This window comes from Rheinheimera sp. UJ63 (assembly GCF_021568285.1).
GTDB classification, from domain to species: Bacteria; Pseudomonadota; Gammaproteobacteria; order Enterobacterales; family Alteromonadaceae; genus Alishewanella; species Alishewanella maricola.
Window position 1 is genome coordinate 1 of the sequence record NZ_JAKGTQ010000005.1, and the last position, 21,334, is coordinate 21,334.

General features: G+C 48.5%; 13 protein-coding genes. 7 read left to right on the forward strand and 6 right to left on the reverse strand.

All coding sequences use genetic code 11. The features are described 5' to 3' along the window. Nucleotides 1-87 precede the first annotated feature (87 nt). Nucleotides 88-441, forward strand: coding sequence for an ECF-type sigma factor (locus L1N97_RS17090; protein ID WP_442967248.1), 354 nt, complete (start codon nt 88-90; stop codon nt 439-441). Further along, nucleotides 434-3,268, forward strand: coding sequence for a serine/threonine protein kinase (locus tag L1N97_RS13340; protein WP_236130126.1), 2,835 nt, complete (start codon nt 434-436; stop codon nt 3,266-3,268). The genes L1N97_RS17090 and L1N97_RS13340 overlap by 8 nt, the downstream gene beginning before the upstream one ends. A 99-nt stretch (nt 3,269-3,367) precedes the next feature. Here the strand turns inward: L1N97_RS13340 and L1N97_RS13345 are convergent, their stop codons facing one another. The 6 genes from L1N97_RS13345 to L1N97_RS13370 all read right to left on the reverse strand — a co-directional run bounded on the left by L1N97_RS13345 (nt 3,368) and on the right by L1N97_RS13370 (nt 16,015). Then, nucleotides 3,368-5,431, reverse strand: a complete 2,064-nt coding sequence (locus tag L1N97_RS13345; RefSeq protein ID WP_236130127.1) for a hypothetical protein — start codon at nt 5,429-5,431, stop codon at nt 3,368-3,370. Nucleotides 5,432-5,618: 187 nt separating this feature from the next. Next, the gene (locus L1N97_RS13350) at nt 5,619-9,416 is read right to left on the reverse strand and encodes an efflux RND transporter permease subunit (protein ID WP_236130128.1); all 3,798 of its coding nucleotides are present in this window, start codon (nt 9,414-9,416) and stop codon (nt 5,619-5,621) included. A gap of 2 nt (nt 9,417-9,418) precedes the next feature. Next, nucleotides 9,419-11,305, reverse strand: coding sequence for an efflux RND transporter periplasmic adaptor subunit (locus L1N97_RS13355; protein ID WP_236130129.1), 1,887 nt, complete (start codon nt 11,303-11,305; stop codon nt 9,419-9,421). Between the two features lie 68 nt (nt 11,306-11,373). Next, entirely contained in the window at nt 11,374-11,790 is a 417-nt protein-coding gene (locus tag L1N97_RS13360) for a hypothetical protein (protein WP_236130130.1), read from the reverse strand. A gap of 74 nt (nt 11,791-11,864) precedes the next feature. Beyond that, nucleotides 11,865-14,315, reverse strand: coding sequence for a heavy metal translocating P-type ATPase (locus L1N97_RS13365; protein ID WP_236130131.1), 2,451 nt, complete (start codon nt 14,313-14,315; stop codon nt 11,865-11,867). Nucleotides 14,316-14,440: 125 nt separating this feature from the next. Then, nucleotides 14,441-16,015 (reverse strand): amidase, encoded by a 1,575-nt coding sequence (locus tag L1N97_RS13370; RefSeq protein ID WP_236130132.1) that lies wholly within the window; start codon nt 16,013-16,015, stop codon nt 14,441-14,443. A 198-nt stretch (nt 16,016-16,213) separates the two neighbouring features. Between L1N97_RS13370 and L1N97_RS13375 the strand changes: the two genes are divergently transcribed. The 5 genes from L1N97_RS13375 (at nt 16,214) to L1N97_RS13395 (ending at nt 21,317) form a co-directional block, all read left to right on the forward strand. Then, nucleotides 16,214-17,911, forward strand: a complete 1,698-nt coding sequence (locus L1N97_RS13375; RefSeq protein ID WP_236130133.1) for a TIGR03545 family protein — start codon at nt 16,214-16,216, stop codon at nt 17,909-17,911. A gap of 107 nt (nt 17,912-18,018) precedes the next feature. Then, a complete protein-coding gene (locus L1N97_RS13380) occupies nt 18,019-19,653 on the forward strand; it encodes a serine hydrolase domain-containing protein (RefSeq protein ID WP_236130134.1) in 1,635 nt (544 codons plus the stop codon). Nucleotides 19,654-19,861: 208 nt separating this feature from the next. Then, on the forward strand, nt 19,862-20,041 hold the full coding sequence (locus L1N97_RS13385) for a hypothetical protein (protein ID WP_229587258.1): 180 nt from the start codon (nt 19,862-19,864) through the stop codon (nt 20,039-20,041). Nucleotides 20,042-20,167: 126 nt separating this feature from the next. Further along, nucleotides 20,168-20,527 carry a VOC family protein gene (locus L1N97_RS13390; RefSeq protein ID WP_236130135.1) on the forward strand — a complete coding sequence of 120 codons (360 nt, stop codon included), beginning with the start codon at nt 20,168-20,170 and terminating at the stop codon, nt 20,525-20,527. 319 nt (nt 20,528-20,846) lie between these two features. Further along, nucleotides 20,847-21,317: a hypothetical protein gene (locus L1N97_RS13395; RefSeq protein ID WP_229587248.1), complete on the forward strand. Its 471-nt coding sequence runs from the start codon at nt 20,847-20,849 to the stop codon at nt 21,315-21,317. The last annotated feature ends 17 nt before the right edge of the window (nt 21,318-21,334 follow it).

Sequence of the window (21,334 nt, forward strand, 5' to 3'; positions counted from 1 at the left end):
TGTTACCTTGGAATATCGATCTATCTAAACAGTCAGGTGACGCGATTTAAGACACTAAGTGTCCACTAAAATTAAGTGGACACTTAAATCAGAGCGCTAACCTGTGATCGCCGGACGCTTACTTTTTTTAAAACTTTTGCCCAAGTTATTTATACGATCCTAATCGATCACACCAGAAAACAGCGAGCGCTGAAAAGAGACTTTATACAAGTTGAAGAAACGACGAAGGACGAACAACTACTTTTAGATAAGTTGATTGATATGCAATCACATTTAGAAGATTTAAAGGGCTCTTTCGATCGTCAAGTAGCCGTGTTTCTGTTGAAGTATGCTTGCAAAGTTCCTAATGCCGAAATTGCTGAGATGATGTCGATAAGCCTATCCTCCGTTGAAAAAGATTTACTATTTGTAAAACAACATTTGGCACTCACTTTTGCTTGATACGCTGCAAAACCAACAACTGATACAACATTATCATGCCATAAGCTCACTTTCTGAAGCAGACAGAGAAGCATACATATCAAAGCATATCGATGATAGCTGTCTTGCTGAACACTTACGTCGCTTATTGGCAATAACTGCGCCTGATGTAACAGCCATCTTTAATATGGGTTTTAGCGTATCTGCAGAAGCTATTCCTGCCACTGATTTTATTGGTAAACAACTTGGCGTTTTTAAACTCACCTCACTGATTGGCGCTGGGGGAATGAGTTCAGTTTTTGCAGGTGTTCGAACCGATGGTGAGTTTGAACAAGATGTTGCAGTGAAAATATTTTCACAATACTTAGCTACTGATGGTGCAAGGCTTAACTTTGAAGCACAGGCTCTTGCATCGTTGTCGCACGATAATATTGTCTCCGTCTATGATGCTGGTAGAACAGAAGATGGTTACATGTACTTAGTGATGCAACGTGTACAAGGACAAACCTTAAACCACTATTTGTTACAGCGCTCGCTTAACAAAAAAGCTAAGTTAAAACTATTGTTACAAATATTTTATGCGCTGCTCCATGCGCATTCTAGGCAACTATTACATGCAGACTTAAAACCGCAGAATGTGATGATAGATGACTCAGGCAAACCCTACTTGTTAGATTTTGGTGTTGCTAGGTTATTAGGTGCCACTTCCGATGCAAAGATGCAAGCTTATATCAGAGGATTATCGCTAGACTATGCAAGCCCTGAGCAAATTAGTGGGGAACATTTAACCACGGCCAGTGATGTTTATAGCGCGGGGAAATTACTCGGCTTCGTATTGGGCCAAGATACTAATAGTGTGCTTTCTGCTGTCACAGATAAAGCCTGTGCCAAGAATCCGACTGAGCGTTATCGCAGCATGTCTGACATGATAAAAGACCTCGAGTTATATCTTGCTTTTCGTCCTGTGTCTGCGGTTAGCAGAAAGCGTTATCATCTAAGATTATTTTTATACCGGCATAGATTAGCTGTTGGCTTTGCTATTGTTACAATAATACTTTCGTTAACTGCTTTTGCTATAGCTTGGCAGTCACATCAAGAGTTGCAAATACAAAAATTGCAGGCTGCCGCCAATCTAGAAGTCGCGCAAAACTTACTTAGCCAAGTTCGGATTGTGACAGGGAATGAATTAGATCGACAGCGGCAGATTATCAGCGCCATCACAAAACTTGACCTTACACGCTTACCAGAACGGCAAGCTGCAAAACTGTTACTGGCGTTGGCAGAAGCACAACTTGTACTTGGTGACTACTACACCATGGCGTCTTATGCTCAAAAATTGTTTGAGCTAACCCAAAATAAAGCATCATTGCTGCCTTACCATTTAGTAGCACAAAAGATGCTAGTCGAAATGCATGTCCATCAAATTCGTTATGAAGACACAATCTCAGGATTAAATTACATAATTGATGGGCTGAAATCACAAGTGGATTTATCCGAACCCACTTATCAAAAGCTATTGGAGTGGGAAATCTACGTAGCGGATGCCATGCTAACGCCTTTCAAATTAAAAATAAGGGACTTATTAGCATCTGCAGGTGGCTTAGATAACTTAAGCTTAGATGCTGAAGTGCATTTAAAGCTGTTAGCCGTGCGTGAATCGACTTATAAACAAAGTGGTGTAAACATTAAAGCACTTCTTAATGAAGCATGGGCCTTAGCAAAACAACCCAACACCTCGATTGTTTTAAAGCTCACCGTGCTTGCCAGTAAGGCACAAATTGAAAATGATCTTTATGAATATGGTTCAATAGAATGGGAAAACTCCGAAAAGGACTTTAAAGAACTCGTCGCGACAATATCAGGACATCACCCTTTTAAAGACTACGCTAAAATTTTTTATGATAACCAAATTAGACTAATTGACAGTGAAAGAATTGAACGTGAACGCCTAACACCACTGATTCAATTTTATAGTTACTTAGACCTTTTGCACTCGAGCGAATTTAAAGAGGCCAAGCGTTATCCTAAGTTGCTAGAAAAAATGAGCGAATTAGCGGATCCCCGCTTTGGTGAGCTTTCTTATGATTTACTATCAACTATATTAAAAATTTATGGACAAATGGGTGAAGCATTTAACTTTTCTAGAATCAACATTAACAACGCTATTTTTAATAGTGGCCAACGCATTAAAGGATTTTATGTTTTTGACCAATGCCACAATTACCAAATTGCAGGACTGCCATCACTAGAAACGTGTCAATTTGCACTAAGTTTCCAACAAAAAAATGGCAAGCCTCTGTATTCTAAATACTTTACAACTAAGATGGCTATGCTACCTAGCCTAATTCAATCAAAATCAGAATCAGTATTTGATGTTTTAACACAGCTACTCAACGAGCTAGAACAACTGCCTGAAACACATTTACATGACACTTACATTGAAAGAACTAAACGCTATCAGATCCAAGCCTTTATTGAGTTCGATCGCTTAAAGGAAGCGCAGCAGCAGCTTACTGAATATCATCAAAAAGGCTATTCACCCAATCATATTCAAGGCAAATTAAACCTTATTTTACTAACGTCTGAACTATATTTTCAGCAAGGAAAAACAGATGAGGCCAAAGCCTTATTAGTAGAAAACAACGGGAAATTTTGCGAATCACTCACGCACAATTATCCATATATGCATAAACTTCGCACGTTGAGAGCTCTGTTTGGAATGGTACCGATTGATAGTTGTACTTATGCCATGAAATTTGAACAAATAGATCCCGAAGGAAAAATAGAAAAAATATTAACGAAACTAATTAATGCGCAGCAGGATAATTTACCATCAGTTATTCGTTAGGCATCTAAAGTCATTAAATAGATTCTTGTTTACTATAAAAGGGCGCTAACCGCGCCCTTTTTACTCTGTACTTCTTTATAAACTCAGCAAGTGGCTCACTTAAAAGCGACGTTGATAACGAATTTGCCCCTGATACTTATAACGTTGCCCGTTACTAGTGCATACCAAGTCGTAATTGGCGCGCAGCGCTGTGACAAAAATATTGTCAGCGTCGTATTGTGCTTGTTCTACAGTAAAGGTCGCTGACTCCGTATCACAAGTGCGCTTTTCTACATTCACCATGATGTGCGGTGCAGCAAAGTCGCTTTCAGCACCCGAGGTGTAAGTACCCGGCTGCAGGATGCCGCCACCACCGGTTCTTAACCAAAGTGACCAATGCTTGCTTTGCGCAGTATCGCCCGGCGTGTCGGTATAAAAACCCGATACACCGGTGTAAATTCCTGTGTCATTGCCTATATCCTGATTGGCATTGATTGGCGCTAACAAGGCACTGGCCACACCGACACCTGACAAGGGCTCAACGCTGTTAAAAAAGTAATTCTCTAACTGCTCATCTATCACCACATAAGGGCGCTCAAGCAAAAGTTGATTGCCTCTGGCATTACTAAGCTGCAACGTTAAGCTACCGCGCAAAAACCCGCCCGCAGGTGCCGTGGCAAACGTTAAACTGATACCTTGATCTGCTAGGGCACGCTTCGCTACAACAGTGTTATCGGTTTGCCACGTTACTGAAGCTTGCCCTAGCAAAGATTGGATGCTGGGCGTTATATCTACGGTTTGACCTGAGCGAAACAATACCGTGTCTACATTTAAGGTGGCCGCTAATTCTTCTTTTAATGTCGCAAAGAAATAAGGCGTGCTGGCAAGGTTGCTACTGGCCTCATTGCGGCCAAACATACTGCCTAAACGGTAGCGAAAACCGGCTAACATGGCACTTAGTGGTTGCAACTTTACAATGGTACCTTGCAAGCTAATCTCTACCTCAATGGCCGGAATACCGAACAACGTATTGTTGTTTTCATCTACCGCGATCAGTGTCAGCGTGCTGCCGTAACCGCCTAAACTGTGTACATCATTACTAAAATGCAAATATAACGGTTGCTCAGGCAAAAGCTCAGCCACAACGCTTTGCCCGGTAACTTGCCATTCTTGCTCCAGGTTGACAAAATCGCGCTGCTCTCGCCAAGTATAGTTTTTCGCTAACCCCGTTTTTTGCCAAGCAGCACCCGTGCTAAGGTCAAGCCAGTCTATTTCACCTTCTACCGCTAAGGCAGGTAAAGAAACCTTGGCTACTTTGCCGGGCTCACTAGAAAGCGCAGACAAGCGCAAAGTGCTATTGCCGCTTCCTTGAAACAGCCACTCGCCACCATTGGGTAAACGTTGTAAGCGGCCGGTAAGCGGCGATATCGTGCTAACGGCTACAGTTCCTGCTAGCGTCTCGCTTTGCATTCTACCTTGGGTTGACAGCTGATAGCGGCCTGTTTGATTACTTAGGATAAGTTGGGTATTAAAACCACTAAACTGTTCCCGTTTGTTGTCGGGAAGAGTAAGCGTTAGATTACTGCCTAAGGCGGGTGTTAGCGCATGTGTATACTGTTGCTGGTTAGCGCTATAACGGCTATTAACATCCAAAGCTACCTGAATAGAGCCTTCTTCATCTGTTAAACGCAGGTTACGGCCAATAAGCCTATACTGCGCTGCCGATATCTCTAAAGAATAGCCATCAAGGGTGACCGTGCTAATCTCTACCTCTAACTCACCATTCACTAATGCCGATAACTGTGGAAGCTGGCATTGGTTAAAGACAATATTAAAGCGCTGATTCGCGCCCAAATAATACGTATCAGATACCGTTTGTTTTACTAATGCACTTGCCTGGGAGCCGTTTTGACAAAACACCGGGCGGGTTAACGCCAACGCTCTGGGTTTATTGTTCAGTTCGTCATGCGCCAACACGGCCAGTTGCGCAAAACTTGTCAGGGTATCATTGCTTAAGCTGGTTATAGCAGCGAGATAAAGCGCGTTATCCGCGGTAATGGTTAAGCTGTTACTGCCAGTGTTATTGCCGCCTGAGCCTGTGCCACTGCCAGTATTGCTATCACTGCCACCACCGCCGCAGCCCGCTAAGAGCGCTAAAAAAAGAAATACGATAAAATGACGCATGCTAGTCCCTTATATATGCTAAGGGCCAAATGATAACGCTTTTTATCAATCAATAACTATAGGTTTACTAAAATTTAAACCAGCCATCAGTGAGGCTTTATGTTAGTTAACACAGCTCTAGTAACCTTGCTAACAGCACAAACCTGCATAAAAGTTAAGGGCGCAATGCGCCCTTAAGCTTAAGTGGTTACTTAAGCGCTAAGCGCCATTCCTCGCGTGCGGAGTACAGTACCGGAATTAAAAAGATACTCAGTAGTACAAAAAACATGCCGCCGACGGTGGGCACGGCCATCGGGATCATCAGATCGGCGCCGCGGCCACTGGCACTGAGCACCGGTAATAACGCTAAGATGGTAGTGGCGGAGGTCATTAAGCAAGGGCCGATGCGCTTGGCGGCCGCGGCTAATACCAATTCGCGTACCGCTGCTTGCGAGCGGGGTTGATGTTCGGCAAATTGCTGCTTTAAATAGGTCGCCATTACGATGCCGTCATCGACCGCGATACCAAATAACGCTAAAAAGCCGACCCATACGGCGATACTCAAGTTATACGCTTGCAGGTTAAACAGCTCACGTAAATTGGCACCAAACCAGCTAACGTTGAGAAAATCAGGCTGAGCAAAGGCATCTAAGGCAATAAAGCCGCCGGCCCAAGCAATGGCAATGCTGCTAAAAATCATCAAGGCAGTACTGACTTGTTGGAACTGCAGATACAGCAACATAAAGATCAAAATTAAGGCTAAGGGCACCAGCCACATTAAAGTGGCCGCCGCACTTTGTTGTTGCTGGTAACTGCCGGCAAACTGGTAACTTACACCGGCAGGCAAAATTAACTCGCCCTCGTTTAGCAATTGCATCAAATGCGCTTCTACCTGAGCCACGGCTTCTACTTCAGCTAAACCGGGGTGCGCACCAAAAGTAATATAAGCAGTTAAAAAGCTGTTCTCCGAGCGGATCATTTGTGGGCCGCGCTCATAGCGCAGTTCGGCCAGTTGACTGAGTGGCACCTGATAGCCCGCAGGCGTGCTAATCAGCACCTGGTTGATCGCCTCCACGGTATCGCGTTGCTCACGCTGATAACGCACGCGGATCGGGTAACGTTCGCGCCCTTCTACCGTGCGCCCCGCTTCCATGCCCCCCAGCGCCGTGCTGATACTTTGCTGCACCTGTTGCATCGACAAGCCATGTCGGGCAATCGCTTGCCGATCCGGCACAATACTTAAATAAGGCTGGCCGACCACCCGTTCGGCATTCACCGTTAACGGTGCTATGCCTGGCGCTTGGCGAAGTATGGCTTCAAATTGCAGCGCCATTTGCTCTAATGTAGCCAAATCGGGCGCTTGCAATTTAATGCCCATCGCCGCCCGCATGCCGGTTTGTAACATCAGTAAGCGCGTTTCAATCGGCTGCAGTTTCGGCGCAGAAGTCACACCGGGTAGTTGCGCCGCTTGCACAATTTCTTGCCAAATATCATCTGGCGACGTTATATGCTCACGCCATTGCCGATAAGGTCGGCCACGCGGATCAGCAATCAACTCGCCATTCGCATCACGAGCAAATTGCTGGCTGCTACTATCAAAGCGGAAAAATTGCCGACGTCCTTGCGCATCAGTGCGATATTCACTGTGATACTGGATCAGCGTTTCAATCATGCCCAGTGGAGCCGGATCTAGCGCTGTGTCTGCCCGGCCAATTTTGCCCACGACCGATTTAACTTCAGGAATAGCCGCAATGGCTTTGTCTTGCTGTTGCAGTACGGCTAAGGCTTCACTGATTGAGGTGTGCGGCATTAACGAGGGCATAAACAGAAAAGCGCCTTCATCCAGTGCCGGCATAAACTCACGCCCCAAGCCCGGAAAACGCTTGGCTAAGCTACTTTCGGCTTGCACACCCGGGATCACCCGATCTGCCCCCAGCCAGACACTTAACCCCGTTAGCACCACCAACAGTGGTAAAACGATAAACAGTGCTTTAAAACGTAAACACAGCGCTAATAACGGCAAGTAGGCGCGCTGAAACAACCAAAAGCCGCCTAAAATCAGCAGCAACAGCGTACTGACCAACAGTAAGTTATGCCAAAAACCGGCGGCAGGGCCTAACGGTAACCACAATTGCGACAGCAACACCAAGGCGGTAATGAGCAGGATGATCACCAGCACATGCTTTAACCGCGGTAGTAAAGCGTTGGGCAAGAAAGCCGTCCAAGCCAACAGTGGTGCGGGTAGGCGCTTTGCTAAACCATGCAAGGTAGTACGTAACCCTTGGGTAGTAGGCGCGAACAACAAATACAGCAGCACCGGTAATACCGTCACTGCAAGGAGCACAGCACAAAGTAATACAAAGGTTTTGGTATAGGCCAAAGGCCCAAACAATTTGCCCTCGGCCCCGGTCATGGCAAATACCGGTAAGAAACTGATCACCGTGGTGCTAATGGCCGTCAGAATGGCTGGGCCTACCTCTTGCCCGGCCTGCAAAATTGCCTGTAACACTGACAGCGCCGGTTTGTCTTGACGCTGGCGCAGAAAATTTTCTGTAAAAATAATGCCTAAATCGACAATAGTGCCGATGGCAATGGCGATACCGGCCAAGGCGACGATATTGGCTTCCACCTGAAACAGCCGCATCAGCAAAAAGGTACAGAGTACCGTGGCCGGCAGTAATAAACTGATCGCCAAGGCGGCCCGCACTTGCCACAGCAGCGCCAGCACCACAATGGTGGTTAATAATAATTGTAAACTGAGGGCGCTTTCTAAGGTGCCGACGGTTTCATCAATTAATAACGAACGATCATAAAACGGCACTATGCTGACCTGACTTAGCGTGAGCCAAGTGGGCCAATCGGCTTGCGGTTGCGCGCGCAGCCAGTCGCGCCAGGCGTTAGGTTGCAGTTGATAATCTGGCAGTGATTGGGCGCTGGCAAAGCGTTCAACTTCAACCTGGCTAGTCTTTGCCCAGTCAATCACCGCTTTGGCCGGCATGCCTGGCGCTAACTCTTGCATGCGCTGGCGTAAGTGAGCAATCGCTTGCCGTGGGTTATAGCCTTCACGCACCGTCACGACGGCGCCTACCGCTTCGGCACCGGCCACATCCAAAGCACCGCGCCGCGCGGCAGGGCCAACATTCACGCTGGCCACGTCTTGCACCCGAATGGGCGTATTATTCGGCCCCAGTCGCACCACCGCTTGTTCAAGATCCGCCAGGTTTTTAATAAAGCCCTGACCGCGGATCAGGTACTCAACACCATTAATTTCGCGACTGCCCGCACTTACGTCCAGATTCGATGCCATCACCGCCGCCGTGACTTGCTCTAAACTAACTTGATACAAACGCAGTAAATTGGCATCGACTTCTATTTGATATTCGCGCTGATAACCACCAATGGCCGCGACTTCGCTGATACCTTCAGCGGTTAACAAGCCGCTGCGTAAATACCAATCCTGCACTGAGCGTAGCTCAGCCAAGGTCCAACCACCGGTGGTTTTCCCCTGCGGGTCTTGTCCTTCTAACGTGTACCAGAACACCTGGCCTAGCCCAGTGGCATCAGGGCCTAACGCGGGCTGCACACCACTGGGTAACGTCTCTTCAGGTAGGCTAGCCAGCTTTTCTAAAATACGCGAACGTGCCCAGTAAAACTCGATATCTTCGTCAAAAATCAGCGCAATACTGCTAAAGCCGAACATCGACAGTGAGCGCACATCCTTCACCCCTGGCACGCCCATTAGCGCAGCACTGAGCGGGTAAGTGACTTGATCTTCGACATCTTGTGGCGAACGCCCAGCCCAATCCGCAAAAACGATCTGTTGGTTTTCACCCAAATTAGGGATGGCATCCACCGTTACCGGTTTAAGTGGTATACCGTGTTGCCAGGCAAAAGGCGCCACACCAATACCCGCCACTAACAACAGCGATGCCAGCAGCATCACCACTAATTTTTGCCGCATCAGCACGGCCAGCACACGGCCAAAGCCATTATTTACCTCAGACATCCTTATGCCCCCTCAGTAAACTGGCGCAGTACATCACCACACTTCAGCATCATCGGGCCAAAGTACGGGTTTTGTAACTGCTCAGTCGGCTGCAACCAGCTAGCACCTTCACCATCGCGCGCCATTGGGCAATAGGCTTCATACCAGCCTTGGGCGAATACCCCTAGCTCGGCAAAACGTAATAAACCGATATTATGCCGATAGAATAAGGCGCGAGCACTCTCTAGATCCGTTACTTGCTCAAGCTCGCCCTCACCGGCCTTAAGTGCCATTAATAGCCCCGGAAAACGATCCAGCCACGCAATGCCCGCGACCGCTTGTTGCATTGCCAGCGTGCCTTGGCGCCATGCGCTAAGATCGTCACTGATTAAACCGAGATATAGCTGCTGATAAGCGGCCAATAACGGGGCTTGTTGCTCATCACTTAACACAAAAGCTGAGCTGGGCTTTACTGGTGTAACGGTTGCGCCACCCTCTGGGCGCTCCATCATGCTATGATCGGCATGGCTGACACTATTACTTGCACTGGTGCTTGAAGTGCTGCTCGAACCGTGTTGGTGTACCATCGGGGCACCCCCGGTGGCGGTGGGGTTTAGCATGCTGGCTAAACCGCGAATTTGCAGCTCACTGTCTAAACGAAAGGCGCCTTGGGTTACCACTAACTCGCCTTCATTAAGCCCCGCTAATACCTGATATTGCTCACCAACGCGCTGGCCTAAGGTAATTTGCCGCGGAGTAAAATGTGGTTGCTCGGCAGCAGTTTGCACATACACCAAGGATTGCTTACCCGTAAAAAGCACGGCACTGGCGGGTATTAACAAGGTATCTGCAAGAGGTATGGTAACGCTGGCCTGCGCCAGCATCCCCGGTTGGAACCGGCCACTGGCATTAGGCAGCAGTGCGCGCACCCGGGCGGTGCGGCTGCTGCTATTTAACATCGGCTCAATCAGCTCAATACTGGCGCTAAAGCTTTCACCGGCAAAAGCAGGCAAACTGACCTCTAAGGCTAAACCTGGCTGCAACAAAGCCAGTTGTTGTTCAAACACCTCTAACTCAAGCCATAACTGATCTAAAGCCATTACAGTAAATAGCGGTTGACCGGTACTGACATAGGCACCTTGATTAACCCATTTATCGGTAATAATGCCACTGACTGGCGCACTGATGGTGACGGTATCTTGTAACTGTTCACGATTAAGGATCTGCTCAATTTGCGTGGCAGGTACACCTAACAAACGTAAACGACGGCGTGCGCTATCTAGCGTTGTACCGGCCGGCAAGCTGCCGCGGCTAGCACTCAGCTGCTTGGCTTGCAACAATTCTTGCTGGATGACGATAAGATCAGGGCTGAAAATTTCCAGCATCGGCTCGCCAGCACGCACCGTCTGCGCGGTGCGATTCACATAGGCTTGTTCAATACGGCCACTACTCCAGGCACTAATAGTTTGAATACGGCTTTGATCGGCCGCTAAGCTACCGGGTAAGTTAAGCTTTACTTCAGCCTTACTGAGCCGCACCGGTTGCACTTGTGTTTGCAGTAAGGCGGCGGCACGAGGGCTTAAACGCAGCACTGCCGCAGTAGCAGTTTCATCTTTTGCCATATCTTCTTGCGGCACCGGGATCAACGCCATACCACAAATTGGGCAACGCGCATTAGGATCAGTTAAACGAATTTGTGGATGCATCGAGCAGGTGTACACCTGACTGTCTGGCTGTAAAGCCGCTAAAGGATCGGCAACCGTCGACTGCATTTGACTGTGCGCATGCCCGGCATGCGGATCAGCTTGTTGCTGCGCTATAGCAGACAGCGGCAGTAAACATAACGGCAGTGCCAACAAAGGCAATTTGACAGAAAACAATAATGACGCGAGTGAAGAAGATGGCAACATAATAAAACCCTTACTGAAAATAGCTGGAGCCAATGCGAACATTAGCAAAGAAGCAACTCAGAAAAGGGTTAAATACGTAATTGATTGTTCGATAAATACAACGGCAACCGTGGTTTCGGCGGGGGCGTATGTAATTGACTGGCTGGGATAGCCGTAGGTAAAAACTCGACGGCTGGCAATTTTTGCCAAGTAATGAATATTGCCGAAAAAGCCAGCTGCACTGGCTCAGCGCTGGCGGCTTGATTATCGCAACCCGCGCAGTGTTGTTGACTTGATAGCGGTTGAATTGATAACAGCGGCATTTCTGCTGCATCGTCACGGTTAACTGCACTATGACAAGGCGGTGTGGTTTGCTCCATGGCAGCAGAAGTCACCGTGGCTGCCTGCGCCACATTTTGACACAGCATTAAGCACCAGGAAAATGCCAAGCTGACGAGCAGCGGCACAGTCCAGAGTTTTTGGCGTTGAACCAAGGTGCTTAACATGACACTTCCTGTTGAAATTATTTGGCGTAAATACGCCTGTTAAAGATACTCTCTCTGCCATCCACTGTCAAAAATTAGCGAAATCGCCGCAAGCGCAACGCATTGGTCAGTACAAACACGCTAGACATGGCCATGGCGGCTGCGGCTAAACCGGGCGCCAATAAAATACCGGCGACGGGGTACAATAAACCCGCTGCAACCGGGATCAGTACGATGTTATACGCAAACGCCCAGAATAAGTTTTGTTTAATATTGCGCATCACTGCGCGGCTTAAACCTAACGCCCGATACACCGCCTTAACTTCACTGCGTTGTAACACCACATCGGCAGCGTCAATCGCAATATCGGTGCCGCTACCAATGGCAATGCCGACATCGGCTGCCGCTAGCGCGGGGGCATCGTTAATGCCATCGCCCACAAAAGCGACCTTACCGAACTCACGTTGCAACGCTTGCACTACCGCTTGTTTATCGGCCGGTAGTACTTCAGCTCGCACATCGGTAATACCTAACTCGGCGGCCACCGCATTGGCGGTGTGCTGATTATCACCACTGACCATCACCACCCGCAAACCTGCTTGTTGAAGTTGCCGAACCGCATCTTTACTGTCTGCGCGCAATTGATCGGCGATGGCCAGTAACGCGAATAATTGGCCATTATAGGCCAGATAAATCACCGTTTTGCCGGCGGCACGACAAGCAGTGGCTTGCTGCTCAAAGCGGCTAACGCTGATCTGTTGTTTATCCAACAAGGCGGCACTGCCAAGTAATACCGGCTGTGCCTCGATTTGCGCACTGACCCCAAACCCGGTGAGTGCCTTAAACTCGGTCGCGGCAAGCGGCTGTACTTTCGCGTGCTTAGCGGCCGCTAATAAGGCCTGTGCCAACGGATGTTCCGCATGTTGCTCCACGCCTGCCACCAACGCCAACACTTGTTCTTTAGTAACGCCATCGGCGCAGTGTACGTCTGTTAACTGCATTTTACCGGCGGTCAAGGTGCCGGTTTTATCAAAAGCCACCAGCTTAATTTGTTGCAGTTGCTGCAGCGCATCACCTTGCCGAAATAAGATACCCAGCTCCGCTGCGCGCCCGGTACCCACCATAATCGAGACTGGCGTGGCCAACCCCATGGCACAGGGGCAGGCAATAATCAGCACCGCCACCGCATTCACCAACGCAAAACTGACGGCCTGCTCGCTACCCAACCAAAGCCAGAGCAGCGCTGTCAGTAAGGCAATGGCTAAGACCACTGGCACAAACACGGCTGTTACCTTATCCACCAAAGCTTGAATGGGTAACCGACTACTTTGTGCCTGTTGCACTAAGCGCACAATTTGCGCCAATACCGTTTGCTCACCTACGGCGGTAGCGCGGCAGATTAAACTGCCTTGCTCACCATTTACGGTACCGGCCGTCACCTTGGCGCCAGCCGCTTTGGCAACAGGCATAGGCTCACCACTTAACATGGCTTCGTCAACCCAAGATTCCCCTGACACTACCTCGGCATCAGCCGCAATCCGCTCTCCCGGTCGAACCAGAAATTGCATCTCGGTTTGCAATTCATTAATAGGCAGATCCTGAAAGTCATCATCCCTTTTTATCCGTACGGTTTTGACTTGTAGTCCAAGTAAACGCTGGATAGCGGCCCCCGTCTGTCCACGTGCACGCCCTTCTAACCAGCGACCCAGCAAGATTAACGTTACGATGACCACCGCAGATTCAAAGTACAGATGCTGACTGCCAACAGGCAGCAGTGCGGGCAGGAATAACACGACACTAGAATAGCTCCACGCCGCTAAGGTACCAAGCGCGACTAACGAGTTCATATCTGGCGACAGTCGCCATAAATTGGGGATCCCCGTAGTAAAGAAGTGCCGCCCCGGGCCAAGTAGCACCACGCTGGTTAACACAAATTGCAGCAGGCCGTTATAAGGCGAAGGTAAAACGTGTTGTAGCCACTGCGCTAACCCCGGCAACAGGTGGCTGCCCATTTCTAACACAAACACCGGTAAACTTAGCAGCAGCGCTAACCAGAATTGTCGGCTTAAGCGTTGTTGTGCTTGTTGCTGCTCTTGCGCGAGATCGGTGTTTTCTGCACTTTGCACCTTGCCTTGATAACCCGCAGCAGCAATCGCCTTAAGTAATGCGCGATCACCCGCCAGCCCAGCAATACGCGTCAGCTGTAGCGTGTTTGAGGCGAGATTGACCGTGGCCTTAAGCACACCGGGCAGCGCTAACACACTTTTTTCAATTTTACTGACACAGGAAGCGCAGTGCATATTAGCAATTTGCAGTTCGATCTGTTCGAGTCGGGTAGGATAACCGGCTTGTTGCAAAGCGCTGGTCACTGTCGGTAATAGCGTGTTATCGCTGAGGCTAAACTCCGCACTGGCCGTGGCTAAATTAACACTGACCTCACTGACACCATTAACGCTAGTCAGCGCCGAAGTCGCACGGCGCACACAACCGGCGCAAGTCAGGCCGGTGATCGGAATGTGTATGCGCTGCAAAGCAGAAGTTGACATCGTTTGAGCTCCTTACCGTGAAGAATGGCGTGGGTGAAACAGCAAGACTGCGTATAGCCTAAGCCACTCCTTAGCAAGCTGCAAACTTCGCCGCCTTAATTGCACGGTAAGTTAAGCGCTTAACATTACTCTGATTCTGCTGCAGGCTCAGCATTGCTGGGTAAACTTGCTACAAAACCCGGACGCCGATAAGCTGATAACTGCTGCTCTAACAATGCCGCTACGCGCAATAGCTCGGGCTCAGACCAGGGTAAACCGACCACGCTTAAGCCCAGTGGTAACACACCATCATAACCCCCCGGTAAGGTAATCGATGGGTAGCCTGCTACCGCAGCAGCGGTAGAAGTGCCAAAATTAAAACTGTCGCCATTCACATGATCAATCGGCCAAGCTGGGCCATAAGAAGGCATAATTATCGCGCTGTAGCCTTCATTTAAATACGTATTTAATGCGGCTTCTGCCAGTGCACGGCTACGAGTTAACGCCTGCTGATAGGCTTCGGCTTGGGCGGTTAAGTCGGTGGCAGCGGCTTGCTCAAGGTATTCTTGACCATAAAACGCCAAAGCTGTTTCGCCCTGCGCGTTATTGAAGTCGACAATTTTTTGTACTGTATTAACGGCCTCAGGCGCGGCGTAATCGGTCAACCACTGCTGTAAATCACGGCGAAATTCATACACTAATACGGCTAATTCCGCTTGATATAATGCTGAGGGTAATTGCCACTGGTCGGTAGTGACCACTTCAATACCCGCCGCCGTTAGCACTGCCGCCGTTTTATCTAAAATAGCTGGTAACGCCGGGTTACGACTGTCATAAGCACGCACTAATAATACTTTGCCACTGGTTGCAGGCTGTAATGCCGCCGCGGTTAAAGACGCAGGTAATTTTGCCCGCCCTTCAGAAGTCAGCATCGCTTCAAGTAATAACGCCGCATCATAAACTTTGCGCGCCATCGGCCCAGCAATATCTTGCGCCGCAGCAATTGGAATAATGCCTTCACCCGATACCGCGCCACGGGTCGGTTTAATACCCACAATGCCGTTGATAGACGAAGGGCACATAATAGAACCGTCTGTTTCGGTGCCCACAGCCAGCAAGCTCAGATCAGCGGCCACCGCCACACCTGAGCCTGAACTCGAACCACAAGGGGTATGGGTTAATACATGTGGATTACGGGTTTGCCCGCCTAACGCTGACCAACCGCTGGACGAGTCTTCACCACGAAAGTTCGCCCATTCTGATAAGTTACTTTTGGCAAGGATCACCGCACCGGCTGCTCGCAGTTGCTTAACCAGCTCGGCATCTTTGGCCGTGAGGTGATCTTTTAATGCTAAGGCGCCAGCGGTAGTCGGTAACTGGTCGGCGGTAGCAATATTGGCTTTTAACACTACCGGCAAGCCGTGCAACGGTGAACGCGTTTTGCCTTGCGCCCGCTCTTCATCCAACAATTTTGCTTGCGCAAGGGCCTCAGTATTAACATCGACGATAGCGCGCAGCTCATAGCCTTGCAGATTGTGCGCCGCAATTTGTTCCAGATAATGTTGCACTAATTGTTCACTGGTAAAGGTGCCCGCGGCCAAACCTTGCTGGGCGGCACGGGCATCGGTCCACGCGGGCGAGCTTAAGGTCACCGGCTGCTCTTTTACCGCCGGTTGACAGCCTAACAACACCATACTTAACGACAGACATAATATGCGCATAACAGATCAATCCTACAAATACTGACTTATGCTTTAGCATAAACGCTGAGGCGCTTTGGAACAGCCTGCTTTATCGCAACCAGCTGTTACCTGTCGCAAGGCTAAACCCGGTTATTTTGCAAAAAGATGAAGCAAACAGCGTTTTACCTTACACTGTAGGGGTGAACTCGCCTCTTTGTTGCAGATAAGGATTTCCTGATGAAAAAACTACTTTGGCTTATTCCAGTCAGTCTGATCACCCTTCTGGTGATTGGCTGGTTACTGGCTAACACCATCATTAAAAGCGTACTGATTGACCAACTTGAAGAAGCCACCGGTGCAGAAGCCAATGTCGACAGCGTGTCGTTACGCCTCATGCCGGTATCGTTACAAATCAATGGTGTACAACTCACCGATCCCGCTAAACCGGCTTATAACAGCGTCAGTTTTAAGCAAGCCTTTGCCCGCATTGATCCCTGGCCTGCCTTAAAAGGTTTTTACGTGGTAGAAGAATTAGAAGTGAACGAGTTAGCCTATGGCAGTGCGCGTCAGCAACCCGGCAAAGTGTATCGAGTGCCGCCACCGAACGACAATGCGCTGGATTTAGCGTCGTTGTTGCAAGTGGAAGTGCCTACTGCTGAGTCGATTTTAGCGCGCGCCAATTTACAAACGCTGCAACAAGGGCAGCAACTCAAAGAGTTAATCAGCGGCCAACGCCAAAAGTTTACCGAGTTACGGCAGCAACTGCCTACCCAGCAACAGTTAGAAGAGTTTCAAGCTAAAATTAAAGCACTAACCGACAGCAAGATCAGTGATGCCGCAGATTTAGCTACAAAAACCCAGCAACTGAGCAGCTTACAGCAACAATTAAAGGCCGAGCGCGAAAAACTACGCACCCTACAGCAAAGTTTTGGCCAAAGCCGTGACCAGCTGAGCGATGCAGTAAAAGCGGTGCGCAGTGCGGCTGAGCAAGATTGGCAGCAACTAAAACAACTGGCGAATATTCAAGACGGCGGTTTGGCACCGATCTTCCAAATCTTGCTGGGTGATGTGTGGGCCCGTGAGATACAAAAGCTCGAAGCTTTGTATCAACTGGCCAAACCCTATTTACAACAAGAAGGCGATGCAACGCCAGCCAAACCTTTGGATCTGAATCAGCCCTATCCGGATTTTTGGGTAAAACAAGCTAAGCTGCATTTATTACTGGCCGGCACCGAAACCACCATTAATATGCAAGACATTACCACCCAGCATCAACTCATTAATAATGTGGCCACTCGCTTTAAACTCGATGTATCGGGTTTACCTAAACTGAATAGCCTGAAGCTCAATGGCGACTTTGCGATTCTGGAGCAGATGATCACCAACCTTAGCTGGCAGCTTGATGATATGGCCTTAGAGAATCTGACGCTAGGCAACGATAAAACCGCTATGACCATCTTGGCCGGGTTATTTAGTGCCACCGGCTCGCTGAAACTGGTCGATGACCAACTGAAACAACAAGCCAAAGTGCTATTGAAAAACGCTAACTTTGATAAAACCGGCAACCGCTATTTAGATCAGCTGGTGTCGCTGTTAAACCAGCAAGGTCAGATCCCACTGGATGTGTTAGCCGAAGGCTTAATTTCTAAACCTGACGTGACTATTCGCTCGTCATTAGATCGGATGTTAGGTGATGCCTTGCTGGGTGAAGCTAAGCAAAAAGTAGCGGCTCTGCAAACGAAACTGCGCAGTGATTTAGATAGCCGCTTACAACAACAATTAGCCGGGCAACAAGAATGGCTCAGTTTATTGCAACAGCAAGAAGGCGATACTAAAGCGCTGGAAGGCAAGTTAGAAGAGCTGTTAAATGCCAAGATGGGTTCCATCCAAGACAAACTGCGTAACCGCTTACTAGATAAATTAGGCGGTAATTAAGCAGCTTACCAGCCCCGATTTGCCAATAATGCATGGTAGGTCGGGGCTTTTACACAAAACGTCATCCCTGTCTATACTGTTCACTGTGTGTAAAAGGAATACATCAGATGAAATCTTTACTTATGCTTATTAGCAGCTTAGCACTTAACCTGAATGTGAATGCAGCCGATATCAGTGGCCATTGGCGTGGTGTGCTAGCCACATCACCAAACAGCGGCCTGACCTTGGCACTGCAAATACAATCCAGCACTGAAGGCTATCAGCTATTACTACGCAGTCCTAATCAATATTCGAACGACATTGCCGTTAGCAGTATGACCATACAAGACAATACCTTAAACTTTACCGTCGATGCCTTAAAAGCAGCTTTCACTGGCAAATTTGACGGTGAAACCCTCAGCGGGACCTTTACCCAAGGTCGGCCAATGCCACTAACCTTAAGCCGCTTGACGAAAAGCGACGAAGCACGGCTGGTACATGAACAACAGCTGTTCGGTGAGTTGCAAATCAATGCTAACGCCAGTTTGCCTTTAGTGTTAAATATCGCGGTAATTACCAACGGTTATCATGTCACCCTCGACAGCCCTAAACAGCAAAGTTATGGTATTCCAGTTGATCAATTCAGTATTAGTGAGCAGCAATTGCGCTTTGGGTCATCCATGATTAATGCCAGCTATCAGGGCACTTGGCAAGATGACGCGTGGCAAGGAAGCTTTGTACAAGGCCAAGCTATACCGCTTATCCTAAAAAAAAAGCCGGTAACTCAGCCGCTAACACCAACGCTAAGTAAGATGAGTGAATGGCTGAGTGCTGAATTTGGTCAGCACGGCGTGGCCATCGCTTGGGTGGATGGCCAAACAGTACGCTATCAGCTGCATGGGCAAGCCAATGTGGCAAAGCAACAAGCGGTGAGTCAAAACACACTGTTTGAGATCGGCTCTATTAGCAAACCTTTAACGGCATTGGCTATTATCAAACAACTGCAACAAGGCAAGTGGCAGCTAGACACCCCGCTGGCTCAGCAAAGCCCCCTACCCGAGCTCGCAGCACATCATTATACCCTGGCAGAATTACTGACCCATCGCAGTGGTTTGCCCCGGTTACCCGCCAATTTACCGCTAGATGATTTGAGCAACCCTTACGCCCATTATGATGAAGCGGCTCTAAAAGCCGCGCTCGCAAACACCGAGTTTGCTGAAAAAGCCTTTGGCTATTCCAATTTTGGTTATGGCTTACTGGGCTTTTTGGCAGAGCAGCAAGCAAAGATGCCTTATGCCAGCGTGATGCAGCAGCAAGTATTGCAGCCATTAGGCATGAAAACGGCGGGGGTGCAAACCGGCAAGCAAAGCTTTAAAGACCTTGCGAGCGGCTATGCGATCAGTGCCGACACCGTGCCCAATTGGCAATTCGATAGCTTAGCCGGCGCTGGCGCGGTCGTCGCTTCCATTGAAGATATGGCCACTATGCTGCGCCATATTTTTCAACACCACGCCAAAGATACGGCACTGCAACAATGGCTAACCACACTACCCACCACCGATCAACCTGCCATGACGCCAGGCTGGATGCTGACCGAGCAACAGTGGCTTTGGCATAACGGCCAAACAGCCGGTTTCTTCAGCTTAGTGATTTTTGACCTAAAAACCGAAAAAGGCTTGGTTCTACTGACCAATATCGCCATCCCCGTCACCGAACAGGGCTTCGCGCTATTTAACGAATGGCTGGCTCAAGACGCCAAATAACCCTAGCGTTTAACCTAACTCATCCGACCGCACTCAGACACTGGTCAGACCGCACTCAGAGACTGGTTGTACCACACTCAGACACTGGTCTGGCCACGAACAGCGAAGGATTAAGCCACACTGACAGACTGCGGATAGCTTAATTAGCCAGTTAGCCGAGCTTTATATGCGCTAGCTAAGTGCAAACTAAACATGTGTAGGAGCAACGATGTTTAATGAATTACCCGGCAAGACAGTGAAGGTATTTTTAAATTGTACCCAGTGGAACGAGTATGCGGTGTCTGGCGTGGTGACTAAATTTGATGATTACTGGCTGTATTTAAAAACTAAAAAAACTGATGAGCGGATCGCGATTGCTGAAATCAAACGCATTTCAATCCAGCGTTAACAAAACCTAGCCCAAGGTTAAATTCTTTGGCCAGACCATACTCAGACACGGCTTTAACCAGACTCTGAGACAGGTCTGACCTTACTCAGAGACAGATCGGACCACACTCAGAGACCGGAGTTAATAATGCAGCATGAAAAGTTACACTATGTTGAATTGCCCGCCGTTGATTTAGCGGCGACAAAGCTGTTTTTTCAACAGGTTTTTAATTGGAGCTTTGTCGATTATGGGCCCCAGTACACTGCTTTTAGCGATCAGGGATTAGATGGGGGCTTTTTTCAAGCCGACCTCTGTTCGAACACGCAGCATGGCGCGGCCTTGCTGATCTTTTATAGTGAACAGCTTGAGCAAACCCTAAAAAAGATTAGCGCAGCCGGTGGCAGTATAGTTAAACCTATTTTTAGCTTTCCTGGTGGCCACCGCTTTCATTTCACTGAGCCTAGCGGCAATGAATTTGCTGTTTGGTCAGATAAATATCTGGAATAATCCTGCCAAGTCATCGCCTAATATCATCGATGTCATAAGCGGTTTAACTGCATCTTGTTGCGGTTATGGCATGGTCATGCTGAGTTAGCCGTGCGCTCAGAGCAAAATCTATAGTAATCCAGCAAGATCAGCATCAAAAATCATCTGTGACATTAGCGCTTTAACATCGATGTGTGGTCACTATGCCAAGGTAATCAGGTGTTGTGCTTTGTAAAAGATTAAACTAACTTATGCTACATAATTATTAGCAAAACCAACGCTATTTTTCGGCTCAGCTAAAGCGCATCCCAAAAACCGCTCTGAAAATAAGGATTTATTAATGTATCAAAACAGGCAAGCACTCGCAGTAGGTTCATTGATTATGCTTTTGTTGATTAGCGTGGCCGTTGTTGTTATGTCGTTTTGGGCCTGGCCTAAATACAACTTATATCGCATGGAGATGCAAGGTCGTGCTGCGTTAAAAGAAGCCGAATGGTCAAAACAAATCTTAATTGAAGAAGCTCGAGCGCGAGAAACGGCCGCCTTAATGCAAGCCAATGCCCGAGTAACGCTGGCAGAAGCCGAAGGTAAAGCGGCGGTGGTGAGAGCCAAAGCCGAGGGCCTAGCCGATATTGAACGAGCCAAAGCCGCTGCAGAGTCCAACCGTATTATTGGTGAGTCGCTAAAAGGCAATACAGAATATTTGCGGTATATCTGGATCAAAGGCTTACAGGATGGCAAAGGCGAAAGAATTTATATTCCTACTGAAGCCGGCTTACCGATCCTTGAAGCAGGTAACTTGGCTAAATAAGCTGAAGGCAGCAAAAC